Consider the following 26,681-nt stretch of genomic DNA (forward strand, 5'->3'; position numbering starts at 1 on the left):
ATGGTCCGTACGGCGTTCCTCACTCTCTGGCTGCTTGCCCTCAGCGCGCCCGCCGCGCTCGCGTATCCCGGCAAGGACGGCGGCGAGGGCACGTGGGGCCTGACGAACGACCGCGTCGTGACCATGGCCGGCTTCTTCATCATCGCCGGCTTCCCGGTGCTGATCCTGGTCCTCTCGATCGCGTACCACTCGCTCGAGAACCGCCGTCTGCGCCGCGTGAAGGCCGAGAAGGCCCGCCGCGCCCGCGCCGACGTGCGCGGCGGTTGGTAAGCGAAGAGGCACAACCCCTCCGCCCCGCCCCGATCATCCGACCTCGCGCGTCGTATCAACGCAGCGGGTCGGCGGCGCTCGTCACCATCGAGCGCCCGGAGCGACACAACGCCGTCGACGGGGAGACCGCGGCCGCGCTGCTGGCCGCCTTCGAGCGGTTCAAGGCGGACGACGACGCCGCGGTCATGGTCCTCACCGGCGCGGGCGACCAGGCCTTCTGCGCCGGCGCCGACCTGAAGGCGATCGACACGCTCGACCCCGACGCGCCCGGCGGCCCGCTGGGCTTCACGCGGCTGCCCTCCCCCAAGCCGACGATCGCCGCGATCTCCGGCCACTGCGTCGCGGGCGGCCTGGAGCTCGCGCTCTGGTGCGACCTGCGCGTCGCGACCACCACGTCGTCCTTCGGCTGCCTCGAGCGCCGGTGGGGCGTGCCGCTGATCGACGGCGGCACCCAGCGCCTGCCGCGCGTGATCGGCACCGGCCGCGCGCTCGACCTGATCCTCACCGGTCGCGCCGTCGACGCGCAGGAGGCGCTGCAGATGGGCCTGATCTCGCGCCTCGTCGGGCCGGGCGAGCACGTCGCGGCGGCCGTGCGGCTCGCCCACGAGATCGCCGCCCACCCGCGCGACACGACCAACAGCGACCGCCGCGCGCTGCTGGAGGGCGAGACGCTCCCGCTCGCCGAAGGGCTCGCCCTGGAAGCCGCCCTCGGCCGCGACCGGCTGCAGACCGCGCACGACGGTGCGCAGCGATTCGCCCGAAGAAAGTAGGCTCCCGCCCGTGAGCGGTCACGGAGGGAGAGAGCGTTGACGAACTACTTCGTCACTGGCGCCACCGGCTTCATCGGACGCCACCTGGTCGAGCGCCTGCTCGAGCGCGAAGGCGACATCCACGTGCTCGTGCGCGAGGGCTCGCGCGAGAAGCTCGCGACGCTCGTCGAGGGCTGGGGCCAGGCCGACCGGATCAAGCCCGTGATCGGCGACCTGGCGCTCCCCGGGCTCGGCATCGAAGCCGAGCTGCCGAAGATCGACCACTTCTTCCACCTCGCGGCGATCTACGACATGGCCGCCGACGAGGCGACCAACACGCAGGTCAACGTCGGCGGCACGCAGCACGCGGTCGACCTCGCGAACCGCCTCGAGGTGGGCCGCTTCCACCACATCTCCTCGATCGCCGTCGCCGGCCTCTACGACGAGGGCACGTTCACCGAGGACATGTTCGACGAGGGGCAGAAGCTGGCCCATCCGTACCACCGCACGAAGTTCGAGTCCGAGCGGCTCGTCCGCGAGCGGGTCAAGAGCCCGCTGCGCATCTACCGCCCGTCCATCGTCGTCGGCAACTCCAAGACCGGCGAGATGGACAAGATCGACGGGCCGTACTACTTCTTCAAGCTGCTCCAGAAGGTCCGGCACGCGCTGCCGGAGTGGTTCCCGCTGATCAGCCTCGAGTGGGGCTGGACGAACATCGTCCCGGTCGACTACGTGGCCGCGGCGATCGACCACATCGCCCACGCCGGCGACCTCGAGCACAACACGTTCCACATCGTCGACCCCAAGGGCCAGCGGGTCGGCGAGGTGCTGAACACGTTCGCCGAGGCCGGGCACGCGCCGCGCGCGGTCATGCGGATCGACCGCCGCGCGCTGCAGAACCTGCCCAAGGGCGTGCTGTCGTTCGCGCTCAAGCTGCCGGCGCTCAAGCAGATCCGCGGCAACGTGCTCGCGGACCTCGGCATCCCGGACGAGGTCGTCGAGTACATCGCGCTGACCTGCCGCTTCGACTCGCGCGACACCCAGCGCGCGCTGCGCGACTCGGCGATCACCGTCCCCTCGCTGCCCACCTACGCGCACAAGCTGTGGGACTACTGGGAGCGGGTGCTGGACCCGGACCTCTACAAGGACCACTCGTTCGAGGGCGCGGTCAACGGCAAGACGGTCGTCATCACCGGCGCCTCCAGCGGCATCGGCCGCGCCGCCGCGCTGAAGATCGCGGCCGCGGGCGGCATCCCGATCCTGGTCGCCCGCACGCTGGAGAAGCTCGAGGAGGCCAAGGCCGAGATCGAGGCCGCGGGCGGCACGGCCTACGTGGCCCCCTGCGACCTCAGCGACTTCGAGGCGATCGAGGACCTCGTCGAGAAGCTGCTCGCCGACCACCCGCGGATCGACATGCTGGTCAACAACGCGGGACGGTCGATCCGGCGCAGCGTCGCGCTCTCCTACGACCGCTTCCACGACTACGAGCGCACGGTCCACCTCAACTACCTGAGCCCCGTCAAGCTCATGCTCGGCCTGCTGCCGCACATGCGCGACCAGGGCGGCGGGCACATCGTCAACGTCTCGAGCATCGGCGTGCAGACGAACCCGCCGCGGTTCTCCGCCTACGTCGCCTCCAAGTCCGCGCTGGACGCGTTCACGCGCGTGGTGTCCAGCGAGACGATCGGCGACAACGTCACCTTCACCACGATCCACATGCCGCTCGTGCGCACGCCGATGATCGCGCCGACGAAGATGTACGACTCGTTCCCGACGATCTCCCCGGAGGAGGCCGCGGACCTCGTGTGCGAGGCGATCCGGGCCAAGCCGAAGCAGATCAACACCAAGCTCGGCACGTTCGGCGAGGTCGCGTACGCGCTCGCGCCGAAGGCCGTCGACCAGATCCTGCACCTCGCGTACCGCGTCTTCCCCGAGTCGACCGCGGCCAAGGGCGAGAAGACCGGTGCCGGGGACAAGGCGTCCGGCGAGGCGACCGCGCTGGCCTATCTGATGCGAGGCGTGCACTGGTAACGCTCACCTCCGGCGGGCTCGAGGCCACGTTCGCGCCCGCCGACGCCCTGCATTGCCTATCGCTGCGGCACGACGGCGAGGAGCTGCTCGGCGACGTGACGGCGTACGTGCCCGACCGGCCCTGGGCGCGCGGCGTCCCACTGCTGCACCCGTGGGCGAACCGGCTCGGCGCGTTCCGCTACGCGTTCGACGGCACGACCGTCGAGCTCGAGCGCGAGGACCTGTACATCGAGGAGCACGGTCTGCCGCTGCACGGGCTGCGTGACGCGGTGACCGGCTGGACGCTGGTCGAGGCGGGCGAGACGCGGGTCGTCGCCGCCCGCGACGTCTCGCACCGCGCGTTCCCGTTCGCCCACCGGATCGAGCTCAGCGCGGAGCTCAGTCCGTCGACGCTCACCATTGGGACGACGGTCACGGCGGGCGACCGGCCGGTGCCGATCGCGTTCGGCTTCCATCCGTTCTTCCAGCTCCCCGGGATTCCCCGTGCGGACTGGCGCATCACGCTCCCGGTGGCGGAGCGGATCGTCGCCGACGACAACCTCATCCCCACCGGTGAGCGCGTCGCGGCGGGTGAGCTGGACGGGCCGCTCGGGCAACGCACCTTCGACGACGGCTACACGGTCGACGGCGCCGGTGCGTTCGCCGTGGAAGGTGGCGGACGGCGGATCGCCGTGGCCTTCGAGGAGGGCTTCGGCTACGCCCAGGTGTTCGCGCCGGCGATCGCGGACATCGTCTGCTTCGAGCCGATGACGGCCCCGGCCGACGGGCTGCGCCATGAACCGGTTTCCGTTCCATCGGGCGGGACCTTCACCGCTCGCTTCAGCATCACTATCGACACCGTGTCAGAGCGCTGACGAAAGCCGTGAACGCCGCGTGAGAAGGCGCTGCGCACCTAGGGTTTCCGGCACTTACCGGGAAGGAAGCCCGCACGCGGGGTACTGGCCCTCGACGACACCTTCACTCGCTACCGTGCTGGGCAGATCGACGGTCGGCTTACGGGTTGGCGGGGGCCACACCCGGAGCGGCCGCATTTCTTGAGGTTCTAGGAAAGGACGCTCTACATGCGTAGGTCCGCATGGACCACCGGGGTCGCCGTGCTCGCGGCCCTCTCGCTCGGCGTTGCTGCGTGCGGCGGCGGCGATGACGGCGGCGACAGCGGCGGGGACACCCCCCAGCAGGGCAACGCGACGCCGTCCGGCGAGGCGAAGACCGGCGGCAAGCTCACCGTCCTGTGGGCGGGCGACGTCGACTTCATCGACTGCGGTCGTACGTACTCGCAGATGGGCTCCTTCATCTGCTTCTCGACGCAGAAGCCGCTGTACTCGTACAAGCCGGATGATCCGGTGTCGCTGCAGCCCGACCTCGCCGAGGGCCCGCCGCAGGTGTCCGAGGACGGCAAGACCGTCACGATCAAGATCAAGCAGGGCGTCAAGTACTCGCCGCCGTACGACGAGGAAGTCAAGGCCGCGGACGTCAAGTACGCGATCGAGCGTGGCTTCTTCAGCTCCGTCGCCAACGGCTTCACCACGTCCTACTACGGCGACCTCGAAGGCGCCGAGGTCGGCGCGGACCCGGGCTCGACGATCAAGGGCATCACCACGCCCGACGACTACACCGTGGTCCTGAACTTCAAGCGTCCCGTCGGCGGCGTGATGGCCGCGGGCGCGCTCGCCTACCCGGCGACGGCGCCCGTGCCCGAGAAGTACGCCAAGAAGTTCGACGCGGAGCCGCAGTCGACGTACGGCGAGAACCAGCTCTCGACCGGCCCGTACATGATCGAGAACGACGCCTCGGGCAAGTCGATCGGCTACGACCCGGGCAAGCGCATCCACCTCGTCCGCAACCCGAACTGGGACAAGACGAAGGACTACAAGCCGGCCTACCTCGACGAGGTCGACAATCTCGAGGGCAACGACGACGTCGGCATCGCGTCGCGCAAGATCCTCGAGGGTCAGAGCATGATCGCCGGCGACTTCACGCCGCTGCCGGAGAACCTCAAGTCCGCGCTGGACAACACGCCGGACCAGATCAAGCTCGCGCAGCCGGTCGGTGGCCGCTGGGTCGCGCTCAACACGACGATCAAGCCGTTCGACGACGTCAACGTCCGCAAGGCCGTCAGCGCCGGCATGGACCGCAACGCGCTGCTGCTCACCCGCGGTGGCAAGACCGTCGGCGACATGGCGACGCACTTCCTGCCGCCGGGCACGGCCGGCTTCGACGAGGCCGGTGGCACCAAGGGCGTCGAGGGCGTGGACTTCCTCTCGCCGGACGGCGCGCCGCTCCCGGACGTGTCCGCCAAGTACTTCAAGGCCGCGGGCTTCGCCTCCGGCAAGTACGAGGGCACCGAGAAGCTCCTGATGGTCGGCTCCAACGCGGGCGTGGCCGCCAAGACGGCTGAGGTCGTCAAGGAGAACCTGACGAAGATGGGCTTCAACATCCAGCTCCGCCTCGTCGAGCCGCAGATCATGTACACGCGCTACTGCAACGTCCCGAAGGCCGACGTCGCGGTCTGCCCGAACGTGGGCTGGATCCGTGACTTCGCGGACGGCCAGACGATGCTCTCGCCGACGTTCGCCGGCAAGAACATCCTCCCGGAGGGCAACTCCAACTGGCCGCAGCTGGACGACCCGGAGATCAACAAGCTGATCGACGAGGCCGAGGTCGCTCCGGTCGACCAGCGCGCCGCGCTGTGGGCCGAGGTCGACAAGAAGGTCACGATGACCGCGGCGGCGATTCCGTGGATCTGGGACAAGCAGGCGCTCATCCAGTCCAAGAACGTCCAGGGCGTCATCGCGCAGAACAACTCGCAGTGGGACCTCTCCTGGACGTCCCTGAAGTAGCTCTGTATTCGGGTTAACCCCCATCTTTGCGGCCCCGCACCCTGCGGGGCCGCTTTGTTTAACCCCCGCATAGGGTCGGCTTCAGGATCGCTTAGGGATCTGGTCGATGCTGCCGGACATGCCCACCGCTTCGCCGCCGACCCCGGACGCGACGCTCGGCGACGGCCTCGGAATCTTCCTCCAGCGCATCGCCCGCACGCGCCTCCTGACCCCCGCTGAAGAGCTCGAGCTCGCCCGCCGCATCGAGCGCGGCGATCTCGACGCCAAAGACCGCATGATCGAAGCCAACCTGCGGCTCGTCGTCCACCTGGCCAAGCGCTTCCAGCGCGAGGACTCGGGGATGACGCTGCTCGACCTGATCCAGGAAGGCACGATCGGGCTCGTGCGCGCCGTGGAGAAGTTCGACCACCGGCGCGGCTTCCGCTTCTCGACCTACGCGACGCTCTGGATCCGCCAGGCCATCGGCCGCGCGATGTCCGAGAAGGGCCGCACGGTCCGCCTGCCCGTCCACGTCGGCGACCGCGTGCGCAAGCTGCAGGCCGTCGAACGCCGCCTCGCCATGTCCCTCGGCGCGACCCCGACCGCGGTCGAGCTCGCCGACGCCCTCGAGTGGACCGAGCAGGAGGTCGCCGACGTCCGCCGCGTGGCGATGGCCCCCGTGTCGCTGGAAGCGCCGGTCGGCGACGACGGCGACGCCGAGCTCGGCCACCTCCTGGCCGACGAGGGCCCCACCCCCGAGGAGTCCGCGGCGGTCTCCCGCATGCACGCCGACCTCGGCACCGTGCTGGCCGGCCTCGGCGGCCTCGAGCGCCGCGTGCTCGAGCTGCGCTTCGGCCTCGGCGCCGAGGCGCCCCACACCCCGGGCCAGGCGGCCCGCGTGCTCGGCATCACCCCCCGCCGCGTGCGCTGCGCCGAAGACCGCGCGCTGCGCCACCTGCGCGCGTCGCCGGCCACCGGCGCGCTGCGCGACGCGGCCTAGCGCCAAGACCCGAACGCGTCACCTGGGCCGGCGCGCCGCTCTGAGAGCGGCGCGTCGGCTCGACCCGTTGTGACAACGGCTGACCCACGATCGACCGCGAGGAACCAGCCGTTGGCGGGGGTGTGCTCGGCCGTTCACGCGTGGACGGCTCGCCGCCACACTCCCCGGGAGCTATCCCCGGGCACGTCGACCGGCCGGCCCGGATGATCCGCGGCATGCCCAGCACCAGCTGGTGGGCCCGCGGCGCTGGGTGTGGCTGGTGGCCGGCGCCGCCGCGCTGGTGGGCGGCGCCTGGTCACTCCTGAAGCGCCGTTAGTCCTGCGCGGCCTGGGCCCGTGCTTCGGCGGCCGCCGAGGCGTGCGCGGCCATCAGCTCACGCTGGACGTTGCGGGGCTCGCCGTCGGGCCGGCGGCGGGTCCACTCGCCGTCCGTGCCGAGCTCCCACGCGTTCGTGTTGTCGGCGAAGCAGCGGTCCAGCGTGTCCACGAGGTCGCCGCGCAGCGCGTCGTCGCGGATCGGGGTCAGCAGCTCCACACGCGTGTCGAGGTTGCGCGGCATCAGGTCCGCGGACCCGATGTAGATCGTGCAGTCGTCCCCGCGCTCGAACGCGAAGATGCGCGAGTGCTCGAGGAAGCGGCCGACCACCGAGACGACGCGGATGTTCTCGGACACGCCGGGCACGCCGGGCTTCAGGCAGCAGATCCCGCGGGTGTTGATCTCAACCTCAACTCCAGCCTGAGAGGCGCGGTACAGCGCACGGATGCACTCCTTGTCCACGAGGGAGTTCATCTTCATCCGGATCCGGGCGGGCTTGCCGTCGGCGTGCGCCGCGATCGTGCGCTCGATCTCCTCGATCACGCCCTGCCGCAGGTGGGCGGGGGCGACGAGCACCTTGCGGTAGCCACGCGGCCGGGCGAACCCGGTGAGGAAGTTGAACATGTCGGCGACGTCGTTGCCGAGCTGCTCGTCGCACGTCAGCAGGCCGAAGTCCGTGTACAGGCGCGCGGTCTTGGCGTTGTAGTTGCCGGTGCCGACGTGGAGGTAGTGGCGGACGCCGTCGCCCTCGCGGCGCACGACGAGGATGCACTTGGCGTGCGTCTTCAACGCGGGGAGCCCGTAGACGACGTGCACGCCGGCCTCTTCGAGCGCGCGCCCCCACTGGATGTTCGCGCGCTCGTCGAAGCGCGCCTTGACCTCCACGAGGCACACCGCCTGCTTGCCGCGCTCGGCGGCGCGGATCAGGGCCGGGACGAGCGGCGAGTCGTCGCTCGTGCGGTACACGGTCTGCTTGATCGCGAGCACGTCGGGGTCGCTGACGGCCTGCTCGACGAAGCGCTCGACCGAGCTCACGAACGAGTCGTACGGGTGGTGGAGCAGGATGTCGCGCTTGCGCATCGCGCCCAGCACGTCCGGCTGCTTGTCCTCGTCGGGCTGCAGCAGCGGCTGCGTGACCGGCGACCAGGGCTCGTCGCGCAGCTCCGCGTAGCCCGACAGGCCGACGATCGACCACAGGTCCTTGAGGTCCAGCAGGCCCTCGACGTTGAAGACGTCCTCGGGCTCGACCTCGAGCGCCGCCGTGATCTGCTCGCGGATCCCCGCGCTCATGCCCGTGCTGACCTCGACGCGCACGGTCTCGCCGAAGCGCCGCGCCCGCAGCTCCTCCTCGACGGCCTGCAGCAGGTCGTCGGCCTCGTCGGAGACCGTGAAGTCGGCGTCGCGGGTGACGCGGAAGACGGCGTGGTCGAGGATCTCCATGCCCGGGAAGAGCACGTCGAGGTTCTCGGCGATCAGCTCCTCGAGCGTCACGAACGTACGGCCGTCGCCGACCGGCACGAAGCGCGGCAGCATCTCCTTCGGCACCTTCACCCGGGCGAACGTCTCGACCTCGGTGATCGGGTCGCGCACCATCACGCCGAGCGACAGCGACAGGTTGGAGATGTACGGGAACGGCCGCCCGAGGCCGACCGCGAGCGGCGTCAGGACCGGGAAGATCTGGCGTCGGAAGCGCTCGTCCAGGTCGCGCTGCTGGCGCGCCTCGACCTCGTCGTAGCCCACGATGCGGATGCCGTGCTCGGCCAGCGCCGGCCGCAGGTCGCGGTTCAGGCACTTGGACTGGCGCACGCTGTGCTCGCGCACGACCTTGCGCAGCGCGTCGAGCGTCTCGCTCGGCGTTCGGCCGTCCTGCAACGGCTTCTCGATGCCCGCCTCGATCTGGTCGTGCAGACCGGCGACGCGCACCATGAAGAACTCGTCGAGGTTCGACGAGACGATCGCCAAGAACTTCAGGCGCTCCAGCAGGGGCGTCTCCGGGTCCTCGGCGAGCTGCAGGACACGGTCGTTGAACTCCATCCACGAGGTCTCGCGGTTGAAGTACAGGCTCGGATCGGTGAGATCCGGGGCGGCGGGCGAAGGCTTGGGCGGGCTGGTGACGTCGGTCACGAGAGGGATGATCGCACCGACGGTGCAGCATTCGTGAACGACTTGTTACATCCCAGCGAGATCGAGCAGCACACCTTCTCTTAGACCGCCGCGCGCGATGTGCAAGGGCTGCCCCAGCAGGCGGCCCGTGGCCTCCAGCGCGAGCAGCCCCGCGGGCATCAGCCGCACCCGCTGCTGGTCGAGCGCGAAGCGCGCCGCGACGTCGACCGCCGGCCCGCGCGTGAGCTCTCCCAACGCCCGCTCGAGGCTCTCGTGGCCGAGCACGTCGCCGACGAGCCGCCGCAGCGAGGCCGCGCTCCCGCCGACCGCCACGGCCACGTCGACCGGCGGCGGGTCGATGCCGGCGAGCATCTGCCCGGCGTGGAAGCGCACCTCGTCGAGCTGGTCGCGCGACGGTGGGTCGTCGCCGAGGTAGGCGTCCGCGAGGAAGCCGGAGCCGAACGCGAACGAGCGCCACCAATCGACGCCGCCGTCGACCGTGCCGATCGCGATCTCGGTCGAGCCGCCACCGACGTCGACCACCGCGACCCGGCCGGCGGGCGGCTGCTCGAGCGTCTTCGTCGCCCCGAGGAACGCGAGCCGCGCCTCCTCCTCGCCGTCGAGCACGCTCACCTCGACCCCGCCGTGCTCGAGCATGGCGCGGCAGAACTCCTCGCGGTTGGCGGCGACGCGAATGCACGCCGTGGCGACCGTGCGGATCGACTGCGCGCCCGCCTGCTCGGCCAGCGCCACCTGCTCGGCCACGACCCCCGCGTTCTCGGCGATCCGGGCCGCCGGGATCGCTCCGCCGGGCGTCAGCCCGCGGCCCAGCCGGGTGAATGCGCGCCGCTGCAAGACCTCGATCAGCCGCCCCTCCCGGGCGTCCGCCACGAGCACACGAGTGGTGTTCGTCCCGATGTCGATGCAGCCGCAGAGCATGTGAACGCCCGCGATGTTGCCATGATGGAGGCGATGACGAGGGGTGTCCCCGCGATCGAGGTCACGGGCCTGAGCAAGGCGTACGGCTCACTGGCCGCCCTCCGGGGGGTCGATTTCACCGTGGCGCGCGGTGAGGTCTTCGGCCTGCTGGGCCCCAACGGCGCAGGCAAGACGACGTGCGTCGAGGTGCTCGAGGGCTACCGCCAGCGGGACTCGGGGGAGGTCCGTGTGCTCGGGCTGGACCCGGGCGACCGCGAGCTGCGCTCCCGCGTCGGGATCGTCCTGCAGAGCTGTGGCACCTACCCGCACCTGACCGTCCGTGAGACGGTCGAGCACTGGGCGGCGATGTACGCCCGCCCGCGCGAGGTGGACGAGGTCCTCGCGCTCGCCGGCCTCGTCGACTGCGCGGACCGCCGCGCGCGCCGGCTCAGCGGCGGCCAGGCACGGCGGCTGGACTTCGCGCTCGCGCTCGTCGGCGATCCCGAGCTGATCTTCCTCGACGAGCCGACCACGGGCTTCGACCCGGCCGCCCGGCGCGCCGCCTGGGACGTCATCCGCGCGCTGCGCGACCTCGGCAAGACCATCCTGCTCACCACGCACTACCTGGACGAGGCGCAGGCGCTGGCCGACCGCGTCGCGATCCTCCAGGACGGCGTGATCCTCGCCGAGGGCCCGCCCGACCAGCTCGGCGCCTCCCGCTACCGGGTCGCCTGGCGCACGCCGGACGGAACGCTCGAGGAGCGCTTCACCGAGGACCCGACCGCGCTGCTGCACACGCTCACGGCCGAGGCCGTCGCGCGCGGCGAGTCGCTCGAGGACCTGAGCGTCACCCGGCCGAGCCTCGAGGACGTGTACCTGGAGCTCACGGAGGCGGTCGCGTGACCGAGGCCGTGCCCTGGTGGGGTGCGGCGTGGCGGCAGTTCCGGCTCGAGCGCCGGATGTTCTGGCGCAACCCGAGCGCCGCCTTCTTCGGCGTGCTGCTGCCGCTCGGCCTGCTGGCGATCTTCGGCGCCGTGTTCGCCGGCCGCGACGAGGACCTGGACGTGATCGTCCCGGGCATCGCCGGGATGAGCGTGATGAGCGCCACGTTCACGTCGCTCGCCTACAACCTCACCACGTTGCGCGAGCGGGGCATCCTCAAGCGCCTGCGGGGCACGCCGATGCCCGCGTCCGCCTACCTGGCGGGGCTCGCCGGGAACGCGGTCGCCAACGCCGCGCTGCAGCTCGTGATCGTGATCCTCGCCGGGCGCTTCATCCTCGGCGTCGAGTGGCCGCAGGACTGGGGCTCGATGGCGGTGTTCGCCGTCGCCGGCGTGGTCTGCTTCACGTTCCTGGGCGTGGCGCTCGCGCACGCGATCCCGAACCCCGAGTCCGCCCCGGCGTACGTCAACGCCGTGTTCCTCCCGCAGATCCTGATCGCGGGCGTCTTCTACGACGCCGACGAGGCGCCGCAGATCGTCCGCGACATCGCGCAAGCGCTTCCCCTCACCCATCTGGTCGAAGGTCTCTCCGGCGCGATGATCGACGGCGAGGGCGTCGCCTCCCACGGCGTCTCCCTGCTGATCCTGGGTTTGTGGGGCATCGCGGGCGCGATCCTCGCCGTGCGCGGCTTCTCCTGGGAAGCCCGCCGCGATCCGTGACGTTGCGCGGCGTCCGTTCGACCCGATAGGGTCACCGAACGAACAACCCCGTCCAAGGAGAGGGATGGCGGCCTTATCGGGCTGGAAGCAGTTCGTCGTCGCGCTCGCCATCGCGGGCGTGCTCGTGGTGATCATCCGCCTCGCCGGCGTGCCCGGCGCGTGGGCGCCGCTGGTGATCGGCGGAGCGCTCGGGCTCATGACCGCGTTGGTGGCCGGCGCACCAAGACGCGAGGATCACGAGGGCTGACCGGCACCCACGGCGCCACTCGTCGCGTAGCTTGCCGGTGATGCTGCGCCCGATCCTGCTCGCCGTGGCGGTCAGCCTGCTGGCCGCCGGTCCCGCCGACGCCTACAGCCTCGGCGGCAAGAAGTGGCGGTCTCGGACCATCACCTATTCCGTCAAGGCACCGCAGTACAACGAGGCGATCCAGGCCGCGGTGGCGGCGTGGAACGCGAGCGGGGTCCGCGTGCGGTTCCGGCCCGTCAAGCGCGGCCGGCGGCCGGACGTGCGGATCGTCACCGGGCGCCAGCGCAGCGGCCCGTCCGGGGACGCGCACCTCGGCTACTACCGACGGTCCCGCGTGCGGCTCAACCCGTTCGACCCGGCCGGCAAGGACCCGGCGTGGCTGGCGCAGTCGATGCGCGTCGTCGTCGCGCACGAGCTCGGGCACGTGCTCGGCCTCAAGCACACCTTCAGGCCGTGCTCGGTCATGAACTACGGCCGCGACGAGAAGTGCCCGAAGCCGCCGGCGCCGTGGCAGCTGCGATGCCGCCTGCTCGAGCCCGACGACGTCCGCGGCGCGCTCAAGCGCTACGGCGGTCGGGCGAAGCCGTTCGCGCCCGAGTTCTGCGACTTCGCGCCGCCCCCGCTGCCGCCGGAAGGGCTCACGATGACCTACGACCCGGCTGCCCAGGTGTTCAACCTGAGCTGGGTCAACAACCCCGCGCAGCCGTACCTGTTCGCCGCGCAGTGGGTCGTCTCGCGCGACGCCTGCGCGCCCGCCCCGACCGGCGCGGGGGCGCAGACGGCGGTCGGCCCGGCCACGGGCGTCAACCCGGGCGCCGGCGCACGCGGCACCTACTGCGTGGCCCTCTGGACGCAGGACCGCTTCGGCCGGCTCGCCGGACCGGCGATCGCCTGGGTCACCGTTCCCGGACCGGAGTACCTTGAGGTGAGATCGGTCACCGATCCAGCTTGGGATTGACGCAATGTCAGTAACCTGAATTGCCTAGGTACGAGGCTTCGAGGAGAACTCATGGCAGCGACGGAAGCACTGGTGTTCGACGCGGTTCGCACGCCGCGTGGAAGGGGCAAGGTCAACGGCTCGCTGCATGCGACGAAGCCCGTGGATCTCGTCGTCGGGCTGATGCACGAGACGCTCGCGCGCCACAGCGACCTTGATCCGAACCGGATCGACGACGTCGTGCTCGGGTGCGTGACCCCGATCGGCGACCAGGGCGCCGACATCGCCAAGACCGCGGCGATCAAGGCCGGCCTGCCGCAGACCGTTGCCGGCGTGCAGCTCAACCGCTTCTGCGCCTCGGGCCTGGAGGCGGTCAACATCGCCGCCCAGAAGGTCGCCTCGGGCTGGGAGGACCTCGTCCTCGCCGGCGGCGTCGAGTCGATGTCGCGCGTGCCGATGGGCTCGGACGGCGGTGCCTGGGCGATGGACCCGGAGACCAACTACGACACGTCGTTCGTCCCGCAGGGCATCGGCGCCGACCTGATCGCCACCGTCGAGGGCTTCTCGCGCGACGACGTCGACCAGTACGCCGTGCGCTCGCAGGAGCGCGCCGCCGCCGCGCAGTCCGCCGGCTACTTCGCGAACTCGGTGATCCCGGTCGTCGACATGAACGGCAACACCGTGCTCGACCACGACGAGTTCATCCGCCCCGGCACGACCGTCGAGACCCTCGCGGGCCTCAAGCCCTCGTTCGCGATGATGGGCGAGCACGGCGGCTTCGACGCCGTCGCGCTGCAGAAGTACCACTGGATCGAGTCCATCGACCACGTGCACACGCCGGGCAACTCGTCCGGGATCGTCGACGGCGCCGCGCTGCTGACGATCGGCAACGAGAAGATCGGGCAGGAGCTCGGCCTCAAGCCGCGCGCGCGGATCGTCGCCACCGCGGTGACCGGCTCGGACCCGACGATCATGCTCACCGGCCCCGCGCCCGCCACGCGCAAGGCGCTCACCAAGGCCGGCATGACGATCGACGACATCGACCTGATCGAGATGAACGAGGCCTTCGCCGCGGTCGTCCTGCGGTTCGCCAAGGACATGGAGGCGGACCTCGAGAAGATCAACGTCAACGGCGGCGCGATCGCCATGGGCCACCCGCTGGGCGCCACGGGCGGCATGATCCTCGGCACGCTGATCGACGAGCTCGAGCGCAGCCAGAAGCGCTACGGCCTGGCCACGCTGTGCATCGGCGGCGGCATGGGCATCGCCACGATCGTCGAGCGCGTCTGATGAGCGACACGATCCGCTGGGAGCAGGACGGCGACGGCGTCGTCATCCTCACGCTCGACGACCCGAGCCAGTCCGCGAACACGATGAACGAGGCCTACAAGGCCTCGATGCGCGCGACGGTGGAGCGCCTCGAGGCCGAGAAGGACTCGATCACCGGCGTCGTCATCACGTCCGCCAAGAAGACGTTCTTCGCCGGCGGCGACCTCAACGACCTCAAGCAGGCCCGCAAGGAGGACGCCGCCGAGGTCGCGCAGATGGTGCGCGAGCTCAAGGCCGACCTGCGGACGCTCGAGACGCTCGGCAAGCCGGTCGTGGCCGCCATCAACGGCGCCGCGCTGGGCGGCGGGCTGGAGATCGCGCTCGCCACGCACCACCGCGTGATCGTCGACGACCCGAAGGCCGTGCTCGGCTTCCCGGAGGTGCAGCTCGGGCTGCTGCCGGGCGCGGGTGGCGTCACGCGCTCCGTGCGCATGTTCGGCATCGCCGACGCGCTGATGAAGCTGCTGCTGCTCGGCACCCGCCACCGCCCGGCCGCCGCGAAGGAGATGGGCCTCGTGGACGAGGTCGTCGCCACGCGCGAGGAGCTCGTCCCGGCCGCGAAGGCCTGGATCGCCGCCAACCCCGAGGCCGTTCAGCCGTGGGACGTCAAGGGCCACAAGATCCCGGGCGGCACGCCGTCGAACCCCAAGTTCGCGGCCAACCTGCCCGCGTTCCCGGCCAACCTGCGCAAGCAGATCAAGGGCGCGAACTACCCGGCGCCGCACCACATCATGGCCGCGGCGGTCGAGGGCGCGCAGGTCGGCTTCGACGTGGCGCTGGAGATCGAGGGCCGCTACTTCGTGGACCTCGTCACCTCCCAGGTCGCGAAGAACATGATCCAGGCGTTCTTCTTCGACCTGCAGGCGGTGCAGGGCTCGCGCGGGCGCCCCGAGTCGCTGGAGCCGACCGCGGTCAAGAAGGTCGTGATCCTCGGCGCCGGCATGATGGGCGCCGCGATCGCCTACGTGTCCGCCAAGGCGGGCATCGAGGTCGTGCTCAAGGACGTGTCGCTGGAGGCGGCTCAGAAGGGCAAGGGCTACTCCGAGAAGCTCGTGGCCAAGGGCATCGAGCGCGGCAAGACGACGCAGGAGAAGGGCGACAAGCTGCTGTCGCTGATCACCCCGAGCGCCGACGCCGCGGACGCGGCCGGCGCGGACCTCGTGATCGAGGCCGTGTTCGAGGACCCGGGCGTCAAGAAGGAGGTCATGGCCGAGATCGAGCCGCACCTCGCCCCCGACGCGCTGCTCGGCTCGAACACCTCCACCCTGCCGATCACGCTGCTGGCCGAGAACGTCTCCCGGCCGGCCGACTTCATCGGCCTGCACTTCTTCAGCCCGGTCGACAAGATGCCGCTGCTGGAGATCATCAAGGGCGAGAAGACGAGCGACGCCGCGGTCTACCGCGCGCTGGACTTCGCCAAGCAGATCGCCAAGACGCCGATCGTCGTCAACGACTCGCGCGGCTTCTTCACCTCGCGCGTGATCGGCACGTTCATCAACGAGGGCATCTCGATGCTCGCCGAGGGCATCCCCGCGGCGTCGATCGAGCAGGCCTCGTCCCAGGCGGGCTACCCGGCGCCGGTGCTGCAGCTCTCCGACGAGCTGAACCTCAAGCTCATGCGCCGCATCCGCAAGGCCTCCGCCGACGCGGCCGGCGACGCGTGGGTCAGCCACCCCGCCGACGCCGTGATCGACCGCATGCTCGACGAGTTCGAGCGTCCGGGCAAGCTCGAGGGCGCGGGCTTCTACGAGTACGCCGACGGCCGGCGCACGCGGCTGTGGCCGGGCCTGCGGGACGCCTTCCCGCCGGTCGAGGACCCGTCCTCGATCGACCTGCGCGACCTCCAGGAGCGCCTGCTGTTCATCGAGGCGATCGAGTCGGTCAAGTGCGTGGACGAAGGCGTGATCGAGTCCGTCGCCGACGCGAACATCGGCTCGATCATGGGCATCGGCTTCCCGGGCTGGTCCGGCGGCGTCCTGCAGTACATCAACGGCTACGAAGGCGGCCTCGCCGGCTTCGTCGCCCGGGCGCGTGAGCTCGCCGAGCAGTACGGCGCGCGCTTCACGCCACCGGAGTCGCTCGTCGCCCGCGCGGAGAGCGGCGACGAGTACTTCGACAAGGCGCTGACGACGGTCTAGAGCTCCCTGCGGCGTGCTCCGATGAGCGCGACGTAGATCAGGCCCGCGGTCGTGATCACGGTCACGACCGCCGGCCTGACGTAGTCGCCGAGCTCGCGCTTGCCCGACGGCAGCTCGACGAGCGCGGTGGCGAGCGCCGACGGCAGCCACTGGCCGACCACGTCGACGGCGCCGACCACCGGCAGCACGAGCAGCGACAGCAGCGCGACCATCACGGTCGCCAGCACGCCCTTCGTCCATTGCGCGGCGGCCGCGGTCGTCGCCACGACGTAGGCGAGGAAGACGATGCCGAGCGCGATGCCGGCGATCACGTCCCCGGCCGGCAGCGCGCCGAGCAGCGCCCACGTCTCGTACCAGGCGGCGAGCGCGCCGAGCGTGAAGGCGAGGCTGACGGCGCCGAAGCTGACCACCAGGCGCGGCAGCAGCAGCCGCCACACCGAGCGGACGCGGGTGCGCAGGAACGCGCCCATCTCCGGGGTGGCGTCGAGCGCCAGCGCGCCCGCGGCGACCACGACGGTCACGACGAGGCCGACCTGCATCGCGTTGGCGGCGTACTGCGCCATGCCGTCGTGCGGAACCGGCTCGGGCAGCTCGATCGTCGCGCCCTCGAGGTCGTCGCCCGCCAGCTCCAGCAGGTCGCTGAGATAGCGCGCCGTGAGCGGGCCGAGGAAGCCGAACAGCAGGTACACCGCGAACAGCGCGAGGCCGCGGCGCGTGCGGGTCAGCCGCAGCAGCTCCAGGCGCCAGAGGCTCACTGCGTGAGGGCGAGGAACGCGCGCTCGAGCGTCAGCTCCTCGGGGCCGAGGGACACGACGAGGGCATCCGCGGCGGCGAGCGCGCGCGGCAGCTCGGCTTCCGCGTACTCCAGGGCGGTGACGCCGACCGTGAGCTGCTCCGGCCCGGTCTCGACGTGGGTCACCCACGGGTGTGCGCGGAGGGCGTGCGCCACGTGGTCGACGGGGCCGCGCAGGCGGACGACGTAGCGCGGGCCGGCGGCGCCGACGAGCAGGTCGTCGATCGGCCCCTGGAACAGCAGCCGGCCGTGGTCGAGGACGCCGACCGTGTCGCACACCTCCTGCACGTCGCCGAGGATGTGGCTGCTGAAGAGCACGGTCGCCGTGCCGCGCAGGCGCGCGATCAGGTCGAGGACCTCACGACGCCCCTGGGGGTCCAGCGCCGACGCCGGCTCGTCGAGCAGCAGCAGCCGTGGGCGGCCGACGATCGCGGCGGCGACGCCGAGCCGTTGCAGCATCCCGCGCGAGTACCCGCCGACGCGGCGGCCCTTGGCGTCGGTCAAGCCCGCCTGGTCGAGCACGCCGTCGATGTCGCCCTCGGGGTCGGTGAGCCGCTGGGCGAGCGCCACGACCTCGCGGCCGGTGAGCCATGGGTCGAACCGCGGCGCGTCGGCGAGCACGGCCACGCGCTCGGGCGGGGCGTCGATGGTGACCGTGCCGCTCGTCGCCCGGCGCAGGCCCGCGAGGATGCCGATCAGCGTCGTCTTGCCGGCCCCGTTGCGGCCGGCGAGCCCGTACACCGAGCCCTCGGGGACGTGCAGCGCCACCTCGTCGAGCGCGAGGTGCTCGCCGTAGCGCTTGCTCAGCGCGGTCGTCGCGATCATCCCTGGCGCCGGCCGAGCAGCAGGTAGACGATCCCGCCAAGGGGTACGGACAGGAGGCAGATCGCCGCCCACGCCCACTTCGGCAGATGCTGCACCTCACCGCGCACGATGTCCACGAGGCAATAGACGACGAACGCGACGCCGAGGACGATGATCGGCGCGAAGGCGGCCCACTCCATGAGCCCCGAGCCTAGCTGTCGCCGTGCCCGCACCTGGGTAGGGCGCCCGTGTGACCACGCTTGCCTCTCCCCCGGAAACGCTCGACGTGCTCGACCCGTCCACGGGCGAGCCGATCGCCACCGTCGAGATCGGCGACGCCGACGCGGCCGTGCGGGCCGCCCGCGCCGCCGCTCCCGCCTGGGCGCGGACCGCGGCCGCCGAGCGCGCGGAGCGGTTGAAGGCCGGCGCGCGCCGGCTGCGCGAGCACGTGGACCAGCTCGCCGAGCTGCAGTCGCGTGAGGGCGGCAAGCCGCTCGCCGACTCGCGCGGGGGCATCGAGGCCGGCATCGGCGCGATCGAGCAGTACGCCGAGCTCGGCCCGCTGCACCGCGGCAAGGCGCTGCAGGGCGGCTGGAACGCGACGGACGTGATGGTCCACGAGCCGCGCGGCGTGGTCGCGCTGCTCGTGCCGTGGAACGACCCGGTGGCGATCGCGTGCGGCCAGATCGCGGCCGCGCTCGTCGCCGGCAACGCGGTCGTGTTCAAGCCGTCGGAGAAGACGCCGCTGAGCGGCGCGCGGATCGTCGAGCTGCTGGACATCCCCGGCGGGGCCTTGCAGCTCCTGCAGGGCGACGCGCGCGTCGGGCGGCCGCTCGCCGCGCATCCGGACGTGGACCTGGTGATGCACACCGGGTCGGTGCAGACGGGGCGCGAGATCGCCGACGTGGTCGCGGGGCGGATGGGCAAGGCGCTGCTCGAGCTCGGCGGCAAGGACGCGCTGATCGTCGACGCGGACGTCGACCCCGCGTGGGCGGCCGAGCAGGCCGCGCTCGGCGCGTACGCGAACGCGGGGCAGATCTGCACGTCGGTCGAGCGCATCTACGTGCACGAGGCGGTCGCCGAGCCGTTCGTCGAGGCGCTCGCCCGCGCCGCCGACGGCTGGACGATCGGGCCCCTGATCGACGCCCGCCAACGCGAGGTGGTGCACGCGCACGTGACCGACGCGGTCGAGCGCGGCGCGCGACTGGTGCGCGGCGGCGCGGTGCCCGACGGGCCCGGCTTCTTCTACCCGCCGACCGTGCTGGTCGGCGGGGACCGCGACGCGCCCGTGCTGCGCGAGGAGACGTTCGGACCGGTGGCGGCCGTGCAGGTCGTGACGTCGTTCGACGAGGCACTCGCGCTGGCCGACGACACCGAGTACGGGCTGGCGGCCACCGTCCTGACCAAGAACCCGGAGCACGCGCAGCGCGCGGTCCGTGAGCTCGCCGTCGGCACCGTGAAGATCAACGCGGTCTTCGGCGGCGCGCCCGGCGGCGCCGCCGAGCCGGCACGGCTGTCCGGCAGCGGGTTCGGCTACGGGCCCGAGCTGCTCGACGAGCTCACGCGCACGAAGGTCGTGCACATGGGCATCGCGCCTTAGGGCTCGTCGAAGAAGTTCCGCCACGCCTGCTGCGGCACATCCGCGGCACCTCGCGCCACCCACTCGGCTCACGTGCTGGCGCACGCATCGCTCTCGCGTGCGGCCCGAGGCACTGGCGGCTGCACCACATCAGACGCACCGCCCATTCCTCGACGAACCCTAGGCCTTCACCTGGATCCGCCCGTCCTCCACCCGCACCGCGAGCACCGGCTGCGGGTAGGCGGACGGGCCGCGCTCCACCGAGCCGTCGTCGAGGCGGAACTCGCTGGCGTGCAGCGGGCAGACGACGCACTCGCCCTTGAGCTCGCCGTCGGCGAGGGAGCCGCCGCGGTGCGCGCAGCGGTCGGCGAGCGCGTGGACGGTGCCGTCGCGGCGGGCGAGCACGATCGGGCGGCCGTCGACCTCGACGCCACGCAGCTCGCCCTCGGGCAGGGCGGCGTCGTCGAGCACGTCGGTCCACGTCTCCGGGCCCGACTCGAACACGGTCTGGTCGACGCCGACACCCTTGGCGTAGGACAGGTGGCCGCCGAGATGCCCACCGGCGCCGACCGCGCCCATGCCGGCGAGGCCGAGCGCCACGCCCCGGCCGTGGTGGCCGCCGCGGCGGGCGGCGAGCGAGGCCGTGAAGAGCCCGAGCGCGGCGACGTTGGCCAGCGCGTGCACCGCGCCCACGCGGCGCACCTCGTCGCTCGCGGGCGTCGTGTCGGCCCAGTCGTTGAGGCCGCTGGCCGCGGTCGGCAGCGAGGAGAGCAGCCCCGCGGCGATCAGCCGGCGCGCGGCGGGGCGTGAGGCCTCGCCGCCCACGAGGTCGAGCACCGTGGCCGACATCCAGGTCCCGATCGGCATCACGATCATCAGCGGGTGCGCGGCGTGGCCGAGCGGCACGCCGCTGAGCGCGTCCTTGAACGGGCCCTTCGGGATCGCGCCGCGGGCCCACTTGGCGACGGCTTCGGCGGGTCCGTCCAGGGCGGCCGCGGCACCGATGCGCTCGGCCAGGTGATGGAGGCGGGGTCGGGACGCTTGGACGTTGCTCATGGCGAGGCACTACCCCACTCACGTCCGTAAACCAATCGGTTGACAGAGCGGGAGCAGCGGCGTACTCTCAACCGCATGGTTGAGGATTTGGACGTGGTCTTCCACGCGCTCTCCAGCGAGCCGCGCCGGGCGATGCTCGACGCGCTCACCGGGGGCGAGCGCACCGTGGGCGACCTCGCGGAGCCGTTCGCGATGTCGCTGGCGGGCGTCTCCAAGCACTTGAAGGTGCTCGAGGGCGCCGGGCTCGTGGAGCGCCGCGTGCAGGGCCGGACGACGGTCTGCGCGCTGCGCGCGGCACCGCTCGCGGACGCGGCCGCGTGGGTGCGGCACTACGAGCGCTTCTGGGAGGACGCGCTCGACCGCCTGCAGGCGCTGGTGGAGGAGGGGGAATGAGGCGGTTCGCCGTGCAGGTGTCCCGCGTCATGCGGGCGCCGCGATCACGCGTGTACCGCGCGTTCCTGGACCCCGAGCTGGTGGCGCGCTGGTGGGCGCCGATGGACTCGGTCGTGGCGACCGCGACCGTCGACGAGCGCGTCGGCGGCGTGCACCGGATCGAGATGCTCACCGCGGCCGGCGAGCCGCACCGGTTCGACGCCGTCATCCAGGAGCTCGTCCCCGACGAGCGGATCGTCCTGATCTTCAAGTTCGCCCCCGACGCCGAGGAGACGTTGCTGACCGTGACGTTCCGCGACGCACCGGGCGGCACCGAGGTGCTCCTCGACCACCAGAACGTCACGGCCGAGGGGCCGCTGAACGAGCAGTCGGTCGACGCCGGCTGGAGCTCCGTCCTCGACAAGCTGGAAGGAATCGCCCATGCCCTCTGATGCCCGCCTCAAGCTGCTCGAGCGCGAGAAGGCGCTGACGCGTCTGAGCGACGAGCTCGCCCGCGAGCGCGCCGCGCTGCCGTGGGAGGAGGTGACGGCCGAGTACGTGTTCGACACCGAGCACGGTCCGCGCACGCTCGCAGAGCTGTTCGACGGCCGCTCGCAGCTGCTCGTCTACCACTTCATGTTCGCGCCCGACGAGCAGCGCGTGTGCGCGAGCTGCACGTCGATCGCGCACCACATGGACCTGCCGCGCGTGTACCTCGAGCACCACGACGTCACGTGGACGGCGGTCTCGCGCGCCCCGCTCCAGCAGCTGCTCGCCTACCGCGAGCGGATGGGCTGGACGCTGCCGTGGGCATCCTCGTACGGCAGCGACTTCAACTTCGACTTCCACGTGTCCTCGACGGTCGAGCGGCCGATCGCCGAGTACAACTTCCGGGCCTGGCCGGCGGACGAGCCGTACGTCGGCGAGCTGCCGGGCATGAGCGCGTTCGCGTTGCGGGACGGCAAGGTCTTCCACACCTACTCGGCCTACGCGCGCGGGCTGGACGCGACCTGGGGCATCTACCAGTGGCTCGACCGCGCGCCGCTGGGCCGCAACGAGGCCGACGGCTACTGGTTCAAGCGCCCGGACGAGCTCGGCGCGGCCGTGGCATGACCTTCGCCCACCTGGCGGGCGTGCCCGTCGAGGAGCTGCTGCCGCTCGCGCTGGCGAGCGGCGGGCTGCTCGCCGGCGTGCTCCGACATCACGTCGTGCACGCGGTGCGATGGGTAGGACGCTGCCACCGCCATGTCCGCTTTCGCCCACGTCCTCGGATCGGCGCTGCGCCGGTTCTGGGAGCAGAACATGTTCCACCACGCCGCGGCGCTGACCTACCACGCGCTGCTGGCGCTGTTCCAGGTGCTGCTGCTGGGCGTCGCGCTGCTCGGCCTGCTCGGCACGGCTGAGACCGTCGACGACGCCGGGCGCTTCCTGATCGACCGCGGCGCGGACCCGCAGGTGATCGACGCCGTGACCGCGGCCGGCCGGCACGCGATCGAAGCCCGCGGGGCGTCCGCCGCCGCGCTGGCCGTCGCGGTGGTGTTCGCGCTCTTCATCGCGTCGTCGGCGTACCTGGCGGCGACGGTGGCGCTGAACGTGGTCGTCGAGGCGCGCGACGAGCGCAATCCGTTCCAGCGCCGCGCCTGGGCGCTCTTCGGGGCCTCCGTGGGCATCCTGCTGGGCGTCGGCGCGGTGGTGGCGGTGTTCCTCGGCGGCGATCTCGCCGGAGAGGCCGCCGGCGTCTTCGGCCTGGGCGACACCGCCGAGTCGGCGTGGCGCCTGCTGCGCCTCCCGCTCGCCGCGGTGCTGGCCATGACGGGGTTCGCGTGGATGTACTACTCGGCGCCGACGGTCGACGACCCACGGTGGAAGTGGATCTCCGTCGGCGCGTGCGTCGCGGTCGCCGTCTGGCTCGTGGCCTCGGTCGGGCTGTTCCGGTTCGCGGCGGCGTTCGGCACCTACAACGCCACGTACGGGACGTTCGCCAGCGCGATCATCCTCGCCGTGTGGCTCTGGCTCACCAGCGCCGCGCTCCTGCTCGGCGCGGAGATCAACGCGGCGGGCCGCTACGCGGACAACCACGCCCACCCGATCAGCCGCTCCGGGCACAGCCCCGAGCGAGCCCAGCACGAGGCCGCGCGCACGGCCGCCGACTGAGCGCGCTCACGCGAACAGCCGGCGCACGCCTTCCGCGAGGCGCTCGGGCGGCTCGGCGGCGAACGTCAGCCGGAGGAACGGCCCTGGGGGCTCGGCGGCGAAGAACGGCCGTCCGGGTTGCACCAGCACCCCGGCCGCCGCGGCGCGCTGCGCGAGGTCGACGTCATCCGTGCCCGGCGGCAACGGCACCCACAGGTTCATCCCGCCCTCGGGCACGACCACCGGCAGCGGGACCGCCGCCACGAGCGCGTCCCGGCGCTCGGCCAGGACCGTGCGCAGCTTGCGCAGGTGCGCGCGCCACGCGGGCGCGCCGACGATCTCCAGCGCCGCCTCCTGCAGCGGCCCGGTGACGAACAGGTCCTCGACGATCCGCGCCGCCCTGAGCCGAGCCGCGGCCGGCCCGCGGGCGATCACGGCCGCGATCCGCAGCCCGGGCGCCGACGCCTTCGTGAGCGACCGGATCCGCACCACGTGCCCGTCCTGGTCGTCCGCGAACAACGGCGGCGGCACGACCGCCGCGCCGCGCCGCCCGTGTGCCGGGCCCAGCGCGAGGTCGCGGAACGCGTCGTCCTCGACGATGAAGGCGCCCGCCGCGCGGACCGCCTCGAGCACCTCGGCGCGGCGCTCGGGCGCGAGCGTGGCGCCGTGCGGGTTGGCGAAGATCGGCTGCAGGTAGACGACGCGCGCCCCGGAGGCGGCGAGCGCGTCCGCGAGCAGGTCCGGACGGATGCCGTGGGCGTCGGCGGGCACCGGGACCGGGCGCAGGCCCTGCGCGCGAGCGGCGACGAGCGCGCCCAGGTACGACGGCGACTCGACGATGATCGCCGCGCCGGGCGCGGCCAGCCCGCGGAAGCAGGCGGCGAGGGCCGCCTGCCCGCCGGGCGTGACCAGCACGTCGCCGGGGCTCGCGCCGGCCTCGGCGGCGAAGTACGCACGCAGTCCGCTGATGCCCTCGAGCGGGACGCGGTCCCACGCCCCGGGCCGGCGGGCGGCGCGGGCCAGCGCACCGCCGAGCAGCGCCGTCGGCTGCAGGTCCGCGGGCAGGTACCCGGACGACAGCACGAGCGCGTCCGGCGACGGCGGCCGCAGCAGCCGCACCAGCGCGTCCGCGTCGATCGAGCGCGCCCCGAGCGGCACCGCCTGCCACGACGGATCGGGCACCCGAGGCTCGCTGCGCGCGGCCACGAACGTGCCCCGGCCGGGCCGCGCCTCGACGAGCCCACGCGCCGCCAGCTCCGCGATCGCCCGTTGCACCGTCGCCGGCCCGGCCCGGTGCCGCGCCATCAGCTCGCGCACCGACGGCAGGCGCTCCCCGGGCGCGCTCACGGCCACCTCGGCCTCCAGCGTTGCGGTTATGGCGGTCGCTGCGTTATCGTCAGGCATGAAGGATGCCAGTAACGCTATCGGCCGCACCGTGGTAACGCAAGACACCCCCGAGGGGCCGGGCGAGGACCGGCGTGCGGCGGGCGAGCCGCGCGGGGCGGGCGGGGCCGACAACGCGCGCGCGGCCGGCGAGCCGCACCCGCCGGCGGCCACGACGGCCGTCGCCGTCGCCCTCGCGCGCGCGGCCGGCGAGCCGCACCCGCCGGCGGGCGCCGTCGCCGGGCGCGGCGCCCATCCCGGGGCGTGGAAGGCCGTGGCCTGGGGCTTCCTGGGCGTGCTGGCGTTCTCGTTCACGCTGCCGCTCACGCGCCATGCGGTCGAGGAGCTCGACGCCACGTTCGTCGGGCTCGGCCGGGCGCTCGTGGCCGCCGCGCTCGCCGGGGCGCTGCTGGCGATGCGCCGGGAGCCCCTGCCGGAGCGGCGGGACCTGCCGCGGTTCGCGGCGGTCGCCCTCGGGGTCGTGATCGGCTTCCCACTGTTCAGCACGCTGGCGCTCAGGCACTTGGAGGCGGCGCACGCGAGCGTGATCGTCGGGCTCCTGCCGGCCGCCACGGCCGTGTTCGCCGTCCTCCGGGCGGGTGAGCGGCCCAGCCGCGCGTTCTGGGTCGCGGCGGCCGCCGGGCTGGTCGCCGTCCTCGTGTTCGCCGCCACGCAGGGCGTGAACGGGCTCCAGCCGGCGGACCTGCTCGTGCTCGCGGCCGTCGCGTCGGCGGGGCTCGGCTATGCGGAGGGCGGCGTGCTGGCGCGCCGGTACGGCGGCTGGCAGGTGATCTGCTGGGCGCTCGTGTTCACGGCGCCGTTCCTGGTCCTCCCCACCGCGCTCTCCGCCGACGGCCTCGGGCACGTCAGCGTGACGGTGTGGCTGTGCTTCGCCTACGTCAGCGCCGTGAGCATGTTCCTCGGCTTCTTCGCCTGGTACCACGGGCTGGCGCTCGGCGGCGTCGCCAAGATCGGCCAGACGCAGCTCGCGCAGCCGGTGCTCACGCTCGCGTGGTCCGCTCTGCTCCTCGGCGAGCACATCACGCCGGGCATGGTCGTCGCCGCGCTGGCGATCGTCGCCTGCGTGCTCGCCACGCAGCGCACGAGGGCTACAGCGGCTCCGCGACCTGGAACGCGAGCCGCGACCCGTCAGGCGCCCACGCCAGCTCACCCCGCTCCGCACCCTCCGGGAAGCGGTGGACCTCTGTGACCGTCCCGGAGTCGGCGTCGATCACCGACACGGCCCACTGGCCGTCCGCGCGGTAGCCGTAGGTCGCGATCGCGCGGCCGTCCGGCGACCACGCGACCTCCAGCGCCACGACCGGCGCCGTGCGGACCGCGCCGGACGTGAGGTCGGCCCACGCCACGACCCGGCCACTCGCGGCGGCGACGCGCTCGCCCACCGGCGACCATGAGGGCCGCTCGGCCCCTGCGGGGAGCGCCACGCGCTTGCGCCGGCCGTCGGCGACCGCCGTGATGACCAGACCGCGCTTGTCGCCGGTGACGACGCGCTTGCCGTCGGGCGAGAACGGCTGCCGCCCCAGATAGCCTGTGCCGCTCGTGATCGTCCGCAGCCGTCGCCCCGTCGCCGCGCTGAACACGACACCGCCGCGCCAGCCCTCGCTCTCGACGATCAGGCGCCGCGCGTCCGGCGACCAGAACGCGCGCGGCTCGTCGAGCGCGGAGTCCGGGATCTTGATGCGCCGCGTGCCGACGGCGAGGCGGATCCCGCGTCGCCCGGCACGGAACGACGCGACCGCGCGGTGCCCGGGACGCAACGCGGCACCGACGACCTCGCACGTCGGATCGACCGGCGGCGCGTCGATGATCGGGTCCTGCACCGGACGGACTTCGCACGGCGCGTCGCTGAGGACGGCCAGCGCCTGCCCGCCTGAGAACCCGAGGTCGAGCACGAGCTTCGGCACGGGGACGGGAACGGGCACCGGCGGCGCCGTCCGCACCGCTTCCCCGGCGCTCGAGGCGCCGCACCCGACGAGCAGGAGGCACACGGGCAGGGCGGAGCGCCGCATGCCCGCACTGTAGT

Annotated in this window: 26 protein-coding genes; 18 read left to right on the forward strand and 8 right to left on the reverse strand. The window is 72.4% G+C overall.

Annotated features, from left to right (window positions below; translation table 11 throughout):
• The 6 genes from C8N24_RS04765 to C8N24_RS04790 all read left to right on the forward strand — a co-directional run bounded on the left by C8N24_RS04765 (position 1) and on the right by C8N24_RS04790 (position 6,869).
• Positions 1-270: a hypothetical protein gene (locus tag C8N24_RS04765; protein WP_121248512.1), complete on the forward strand. Its 270-nt coding sequence runs from the start codon at positions 1-3 to the stop codon at positions 268-270.
• A 35-nt stretch (positions 271-305) separates the two neighbouring features.
• On the forward strand, positions 306-1,040 hold the full coding sequence (locus C8N24_RS04770; RefSeq protein WP_121252935.1) for a crotonase/enoyl-CoA hydratase family protein: 735 nt from the start codon (positions 306-308) through the stop codon (positions 1,038-1,040).
• 36 nt (positions 1,041-1,076) lie between these two features.
• A complete protein-coding gene (locus tag C8N24_RS04775; protein WP_121248514.1) occupies positions 1,077-3,050 on the forward strand; it encodes an SDR family oxidoreductase in 1,974 nt (657 codons plus the stop codon).
• Between the two features lie 95 nt (positions 3,051-3,145).
• Positions 3,146-3,904 carry an aldose 1-epimerase gene (locus C8N24_RS04780; protein WP_170178845.1) on the forward strand — a complete coding sequence of 253 codons (759 nt, stop codon included), beginning with the start codon at positions 3,146-3,148 and terminating at the stop codon, positions 3,902-3,904.
• A gap of 207 nt (positions 3,905-4,111) precedes the next feature.
• A complete protein-coding gene (locus C8N24_RS04785) occupies positions 4,112-5,890 on the forward strand; it encodes an ABC transporter substrate-binding protein (RefSeq protein ID WP_121248518.1) in 1,779 nt (592 codons plus the stop codon).
• A gap of 118 nt (positions 5,891-6,008) precedes the next feature.
• Positions 6,009-6,869 carry a sigma-70 family RNA polymerase sigma factor gene (locus C8N24_RS04790; protein ID WP_170178846.1) on the forward strand — a complete coding sequence of 287 codons (861 nt, stop codon included), beginning with the start codon at positions 6,009-6,011 and terminating at the stop codon, positions 6,867-6,869.
• A gap of 312 nt (positions 6,870-7,181) precedes the next feature.
• Here C8N24_RS04790 and ppk1 read toward each other — a convergent pair whose 3' ends face one another.
• Entirely contained in the window at positions 7,182-9,308 is a 2,127-nt protein-coding gene (gene ppk1 / locus C8N24_RS04795) for a polyphosphate kinase 1 (RefSeq protein WP_245971760.1), read from the reverse strand.
• Positions 9,309-9,353: 45 nt separating this feature from the next.
• Positions 9,354-10,226: a Ppx/GppA phosphatase family protein gene (locus C8N24_RS04800; RefSeq protein WP_121248524.1), complete on the reverse strand. Its 873-nt coding sequence runs from the start codon at positions 10,224-10,226 to the stop codon at positions 9,354-9,356.
• 33 nt (positions 10,227-10,259) lie between these two features.
• On the opposite strand from C8N24_RS04800, the gene C8N24_RS04805 reads away from it, so the two are divergent.
• The 6 genes from C8N24_RS04805 to C8N24_RS04830 all read left to right on the forward strand — a co-directional run bounded on the left by C8N24_RS04805 (position 10,260) and on the right by C8N24_RS04830 (position 16,517).
• Entirely contained in the window at positions 10,260-11,108 is an 849-nt protein-coding gene (locus C8N24_RS04805) for an ABC transporter ATP-binding protein (protein ID WP_121252937.1), read from the forward strand.
• Positions 11,105-11,866, forward strand: a complete 762-nt coding sequence (locus C8N24_RS04810) for an ABC transporter permease (protein WP_121248526.1) — start codon at positions 11,105-11,107, stop codon at positions 11,864-11,866. Before C8N24_RS04805 ends, C8N24_RS04810 begins: the two co-directional genes overlap by 4 nt.
• A gap of 64 nt (positions 11,867-11,930) precedes the next feature.
• Positions 11,931-12,113 (forward strand): hypothetical protein, encoded by a 183-nt coding sequence (locus C8N24_RS04815; RefSeq protein WP_121248528.1) that lies wholly within the window; start codon positions 11,931-11,933, stop codon positions 12,111-12,113.
• 40 nt (positions 12,114-12,153) lie between these two features.
• Positions 12,154-13,071, forward strand: a complete 918-nt coding sequence (locus C8N24_RS04820) for a matrixin family metalloprotease (RefSeq protein ID WP_121248530.1) — start codon at positions 12,154-12,156, stop codon at positions 13,069-13,071.
• A 51-nt stretch (positions 13,072-13,122) separates the two neighbouring features.
• Positions 13,123-14,340, forward strand: a complete 1,218-nt coding sequence (locus tag C8N24_RS04825; protein ID WP_121248532.1) for an acetyl-CoA C-acetyltransferase — start codon at positions 13,123-13,125, stop codon at positions 14,338-14,340.
• Complete coding sequence (locus C8N24_RS04830; RefSeq protein WP_121248534.1) at positions 14,340-16,517, forward strand: 3-hydroxyacyl-CoA dehydrogenase NAD-binding domain-containing protein; 2,178 nt, start codon at positions 14,340-14,342, stop codon at positions 16,515-16,517. The genes C8N24_RS04825 and C8N24_RS04830 overlap by 1 nt, the downstream gene beginning before the upstream one ends.
• Here C8N24_RS04830 and C8N24_RS04835 read toward each other — a convergent pair.
• From C8N24_RS04835 to C8N24_RS04845, 3 genes are read right to left on the reverse strand one after another with little or no spacing between them, the layout of a single operon-like run.
• The gene (locus C8N24_RS04835) at positions 16,514-17,272 is read right to left on the reverse strand and encodes a hypothetical protein (RefSeq protein WP_121248535.1); all 759 of its coding nucleotides are present in this window, start codon (positions 17,270-17,272) and stop codon (positions 16,514-16,516) included. The genes C8N24_RS04830 and C8N24_RS04835 overlap by 4 nt on opposite strands.
• Complete coding sequence (locus tag C8N24_RS04840; protein ID WP_121248537.1) at positions 17,269-18,135, reverse strand: ABC transporter ATP-binding protein; 867 nt, start codon at positions 18,133-18,135, stop codon at positions 17,269-17,271. The genes C8N24_RS04835 and C8N24_RS04840 overlap by 4 nt, the downstream gene beginning before the upstream one ends.
• Positions 18,132-18,314 (reverse strand): PLD nuclease N-terminal domain-containing protein, encoded by a 183-nt coding sequence (locus C8N24_RS04845; RefSeq protein ID WP_121248539.1) that lies wholly within the window; start codon positions 18,312-18,314, stop codon positions 18,132-18,134. Before C8N24_RS04845 ends, C8N24_RS04840 begins: the two co-directional genes overlap by 4 nt.
• A 50-nt stretch (positions 18,315-18,364) precedes the next feature.
• Between C8N24_RS04845 and C8N24_RS04850 the strand changes: the two genes are divergently transcribed.
• Positions 18,365-19,714: an aldehyde dehydrogenase family protein gene (locus tag C8N24_RS04850; protein ID WP_121248541.1), complete on the forward strand. Its 1,350-nt coding sequence runs from the start codon at positions 18,365-18,367 to the stop codon at positions 19,712-19,714.
• Between the two features lie 159 nt (positions 19,715-19,873).
• Here the strand turns inward: C8N24_RS04850 and C8N24_RS04855 are convergent, their stop codons facing one another.
• The gene (locus tag C8N24_RS04855) at positions 19,874-20,749 is read right to left on the reverse strand and encodes a Rieske (2Fe-2S) protein (RefSeq protein ID WP_121248543.1); all 876 of its coding nucleotides are present in this window, start codon (positions 20,747-20,749) and stop codon (positions 19,874-19,876) included.
• A gap of 75 nt (positions 20,750-20,824) precedes the next feature.
• On the opposite strand from C8N24_RS04855, the gene C8N24_RS04860 reads away from it, so the two are divergent.
• The 4 genes from C8N24_RS04860 (at position 20,825) to C8N24_RS04875 (ending at position 23,275) form a co-directional block, all read left to right on the forward strand.
• On the forward strand, positions 20,825-21,142 hold the full coding sequence (locus C8N24_RS04860; RefSeq protein WP_121248545.1) for an ArsR/SmtB family transcription factor: 318 nt from the start codon (positions 20,825-20,827) through the stop codon (positions 21,140-21,142).
• Complete coding sequence (locus C8N24_RS04865; RefSeq protein WP_121248547.1) at positions 21,139-21,573, forward strand: SRPBCC family protein; 435 nt, start codon at positions 21,139-21,141, stop codon at positions 21,571-21,573. The genes C8N24_RS04860 and C8N24_RS04865 overlap by 4 nt, the downstream gene beginning before the upstream one ends.
• Positions 21,563-22,234 carry a DUF899 domain-containing protein gene (locus tag C8N24_RS04870; RefSeq protein ID WP_121248549.1) on the forward strand — a complete coding sequence of 224 codons (672 nt, stop codon included), beginning with the start codon at positions 21,563-21,565 and terminating at the stop codon, positions 22,232-22,234. Before C8N24_RS04865 ends, C8N24_RS04870 begins: the two co-directional genes overlap by 11 nt.
• A gap of 132 nt (positions 22,235-22,366) precedes the next feature.
• On the forward strand, positions 22,367-23,275 hold the full coding sequence (locus C8N24_RS04875; RefSeq protein ID WP_121248551.1) for a YihY/virulence factor BrkB family protein: 909 nt from the start codon (positions 22,367-22,369) through the stop codon (positions 23,273-23,275).
• 6 nt (positions 23,276-23,281) lie between these two features.
• On the opposite strand, the gene C8N24_RS04880 is transcribed toward C8N24_RS04875, so the two are convergent.
• On the reverse strand, positions 23,282-24,658 hold the full coding sequence (locus C8N24_RS04880; RefSeq protein WP_121248553.1) for an aminotransferase-like domain-containing protein: 1,377 nt from the start codon (positions 24,656-24,658) through the stop codon (positions 23,282-23,284).
• Between the two features lie 31 nt (positions 24,659-24,689).
• On the opposite strand from C8N24_RS04880, the gene C8N24_RS04885 reads away from it, so the two are divergent.
• Entirely contained in the window at positions 24,690-25,847 is a 1,158-nt protein-coding gene (locus C8N24_RS04885; RefSeq protein WP_245971761.1) for a DMT family transporter, read from the forward strand.
• Here C8N24_RS04885 and C8N24_RS04890 read toward each other — a convergent pair.
• Positions 25,747-26,667: a hypothetical protein gene (locus C8N24_RS04890; protein WP_121248558.1), complete on the reverse strand. Its 921-nt coding sequence runs from the start codon at positions 26,665-26,667 to the stop codon at positions 25,747-25,749. The two genes, C8N24_RS04885 and C8N24_RS04890, sit on opposite strands and share 101 nt — an antisense overlap.
• Between the last annotated feature and the right edge of the window lie 14 nt (positions 26,668-26,681).

The organism is Solirubrobacter pauli (assembly GCF_003633755.1).
Taxonomy (GTDB): Bacteria; Actinomycetota; Thermoleophilia; order Solirubrobacterales; family Solirubrobacteraceae; genus Solirubrobacter; species Solirubrobacter pauli.

Bases quoted from the DNA above. Each gene is read 5' to 3' on its own strand.
- C8N24_RS04765 (WP_121248512.1), top strand. From the start codon at position 1: ATGGTCCGTACGGCGTTCCTCACTCTCTGGCTGCTTGCCCTCAGCGCG.
- C8N24_RS04825 (WP_121248532.1), top strand. From the start codon at position 13,123: ATGGCAGCGACGGAAGCACTGGTGTTCGACGCGGTTCGCACGCCGCGT.
- C8N24_RS04815 (WP_121248528.1), top strand. From the start codon at position 11,931: ATGGCGGCCTTATCGGGCTGGAAGCAGTTCGTCGTCGCGCTCGCCATC.
- C8N24_RS04790 (WP_170178846.1), top strand. From the start codon at position 6,009: ATGCCCACCGCTTCGCCGCCGACCCCGGACGCGACGCTCGGCGACGGC.
- C8N24_RS04890 (WP_121248558.1), bottom strand. From the start codon at position 26,667: ATGCGGCGCTCCGCCCTGCCCGTGTGCCTCCTGCTCGTCGGGTGCGGC.
- C8N24_RS04785 (WP_121248518.1), top strand. From the start codon at position 4,112: ATGCGTAGGTCCGCATGGACCACCGGGGTCGCCGTGCTCGCGGCCCTC.
- C8N24_RS04830 (WP_121248534.1), top strand. From the start codon at position 14,340: ATGAGCGACACGATCCGCTGGGAGCAGGACGGCGACGGCGTCGTCATC.
- C8N24_RS04870 (WP_121248549.1), top strand. From the start codon at position 21,563: ATGCCCTCTGATGCCCGCCTCAAGCTGCTCGAGCGCGAGAAGGCGCTG.
- C8N24_RS04860 (WP_121248545.1), top strand. From the start codon at position 20,825: ATGGTTGAGGATTTGGACGTGGTCTTCCACGCGCTCTCCAGCGAGCCG.
- C8N24_RS04820 (WP_121248530.1), top strand. From the start codon at position 12,154: ATGCTGCGCCCGATCCTGCTCGCCGTGGCGGTCAGCCTGCTGGCCGCC.
- C8N24_RS04875 (WP_121248551.1), top strand. From the start codon at position 22,367: ATGTCCGCTTTCGCCCACGTCCTCGGATCGGCGCTGCGCCGGTTCTGG.
- C8N24_RS04845 (WP_121248539.1), bottom strand. From the start codon at position 18,314: ATGGAGTGGGCCGCCTTCGCGCCGATCATCGTCCTCGGCGTCGCGTTC.
- C8N24_RS04800 (WP_121248524.1), bottom strand. From the start codon at position 10,226: ATGCTCTGCGGCTGCATCGACATCGGGACGAACACCACTCGTGTGCTC.
- C8N24_RS04865 (WP_121248547.1), top strand. From the start codon at position 21,139: ATGAGGCGGTTCGCCGTGCAGGTGTCCCGCGTCATGCGGGCGCCGCGA.
- C8N24_RS04880 (WP_121248553.1), bottom strand. From the start codon at position 24,658: ATGCCTGACGATAACGCAGCGACCGCCATAACCGCAACGCTGGAGGCC.
- C8N24_RS04805 (WP_121252937.1), top strand. From the start codon at position 10,260: ATGACGAGGGGTGTCCCCGCGATCGAGGTCACGGGCCTGAGCAAGGCG.
- C8N24_RS04840 (WP_121248537.1), bottom strand. From the start codon at position 18,135: ATGATCGCGACGACCGCGCTGAGCAAGCGCTACGGCGAGCACCTCGCG.
- C8N24_RS04855 (WP_121248543.1), bottom strand. From the start codon at position 20,749: ATGAGCAACGTCCAAGCGTCCCGACCCCGCCTCCATCACCTGGCCGAG.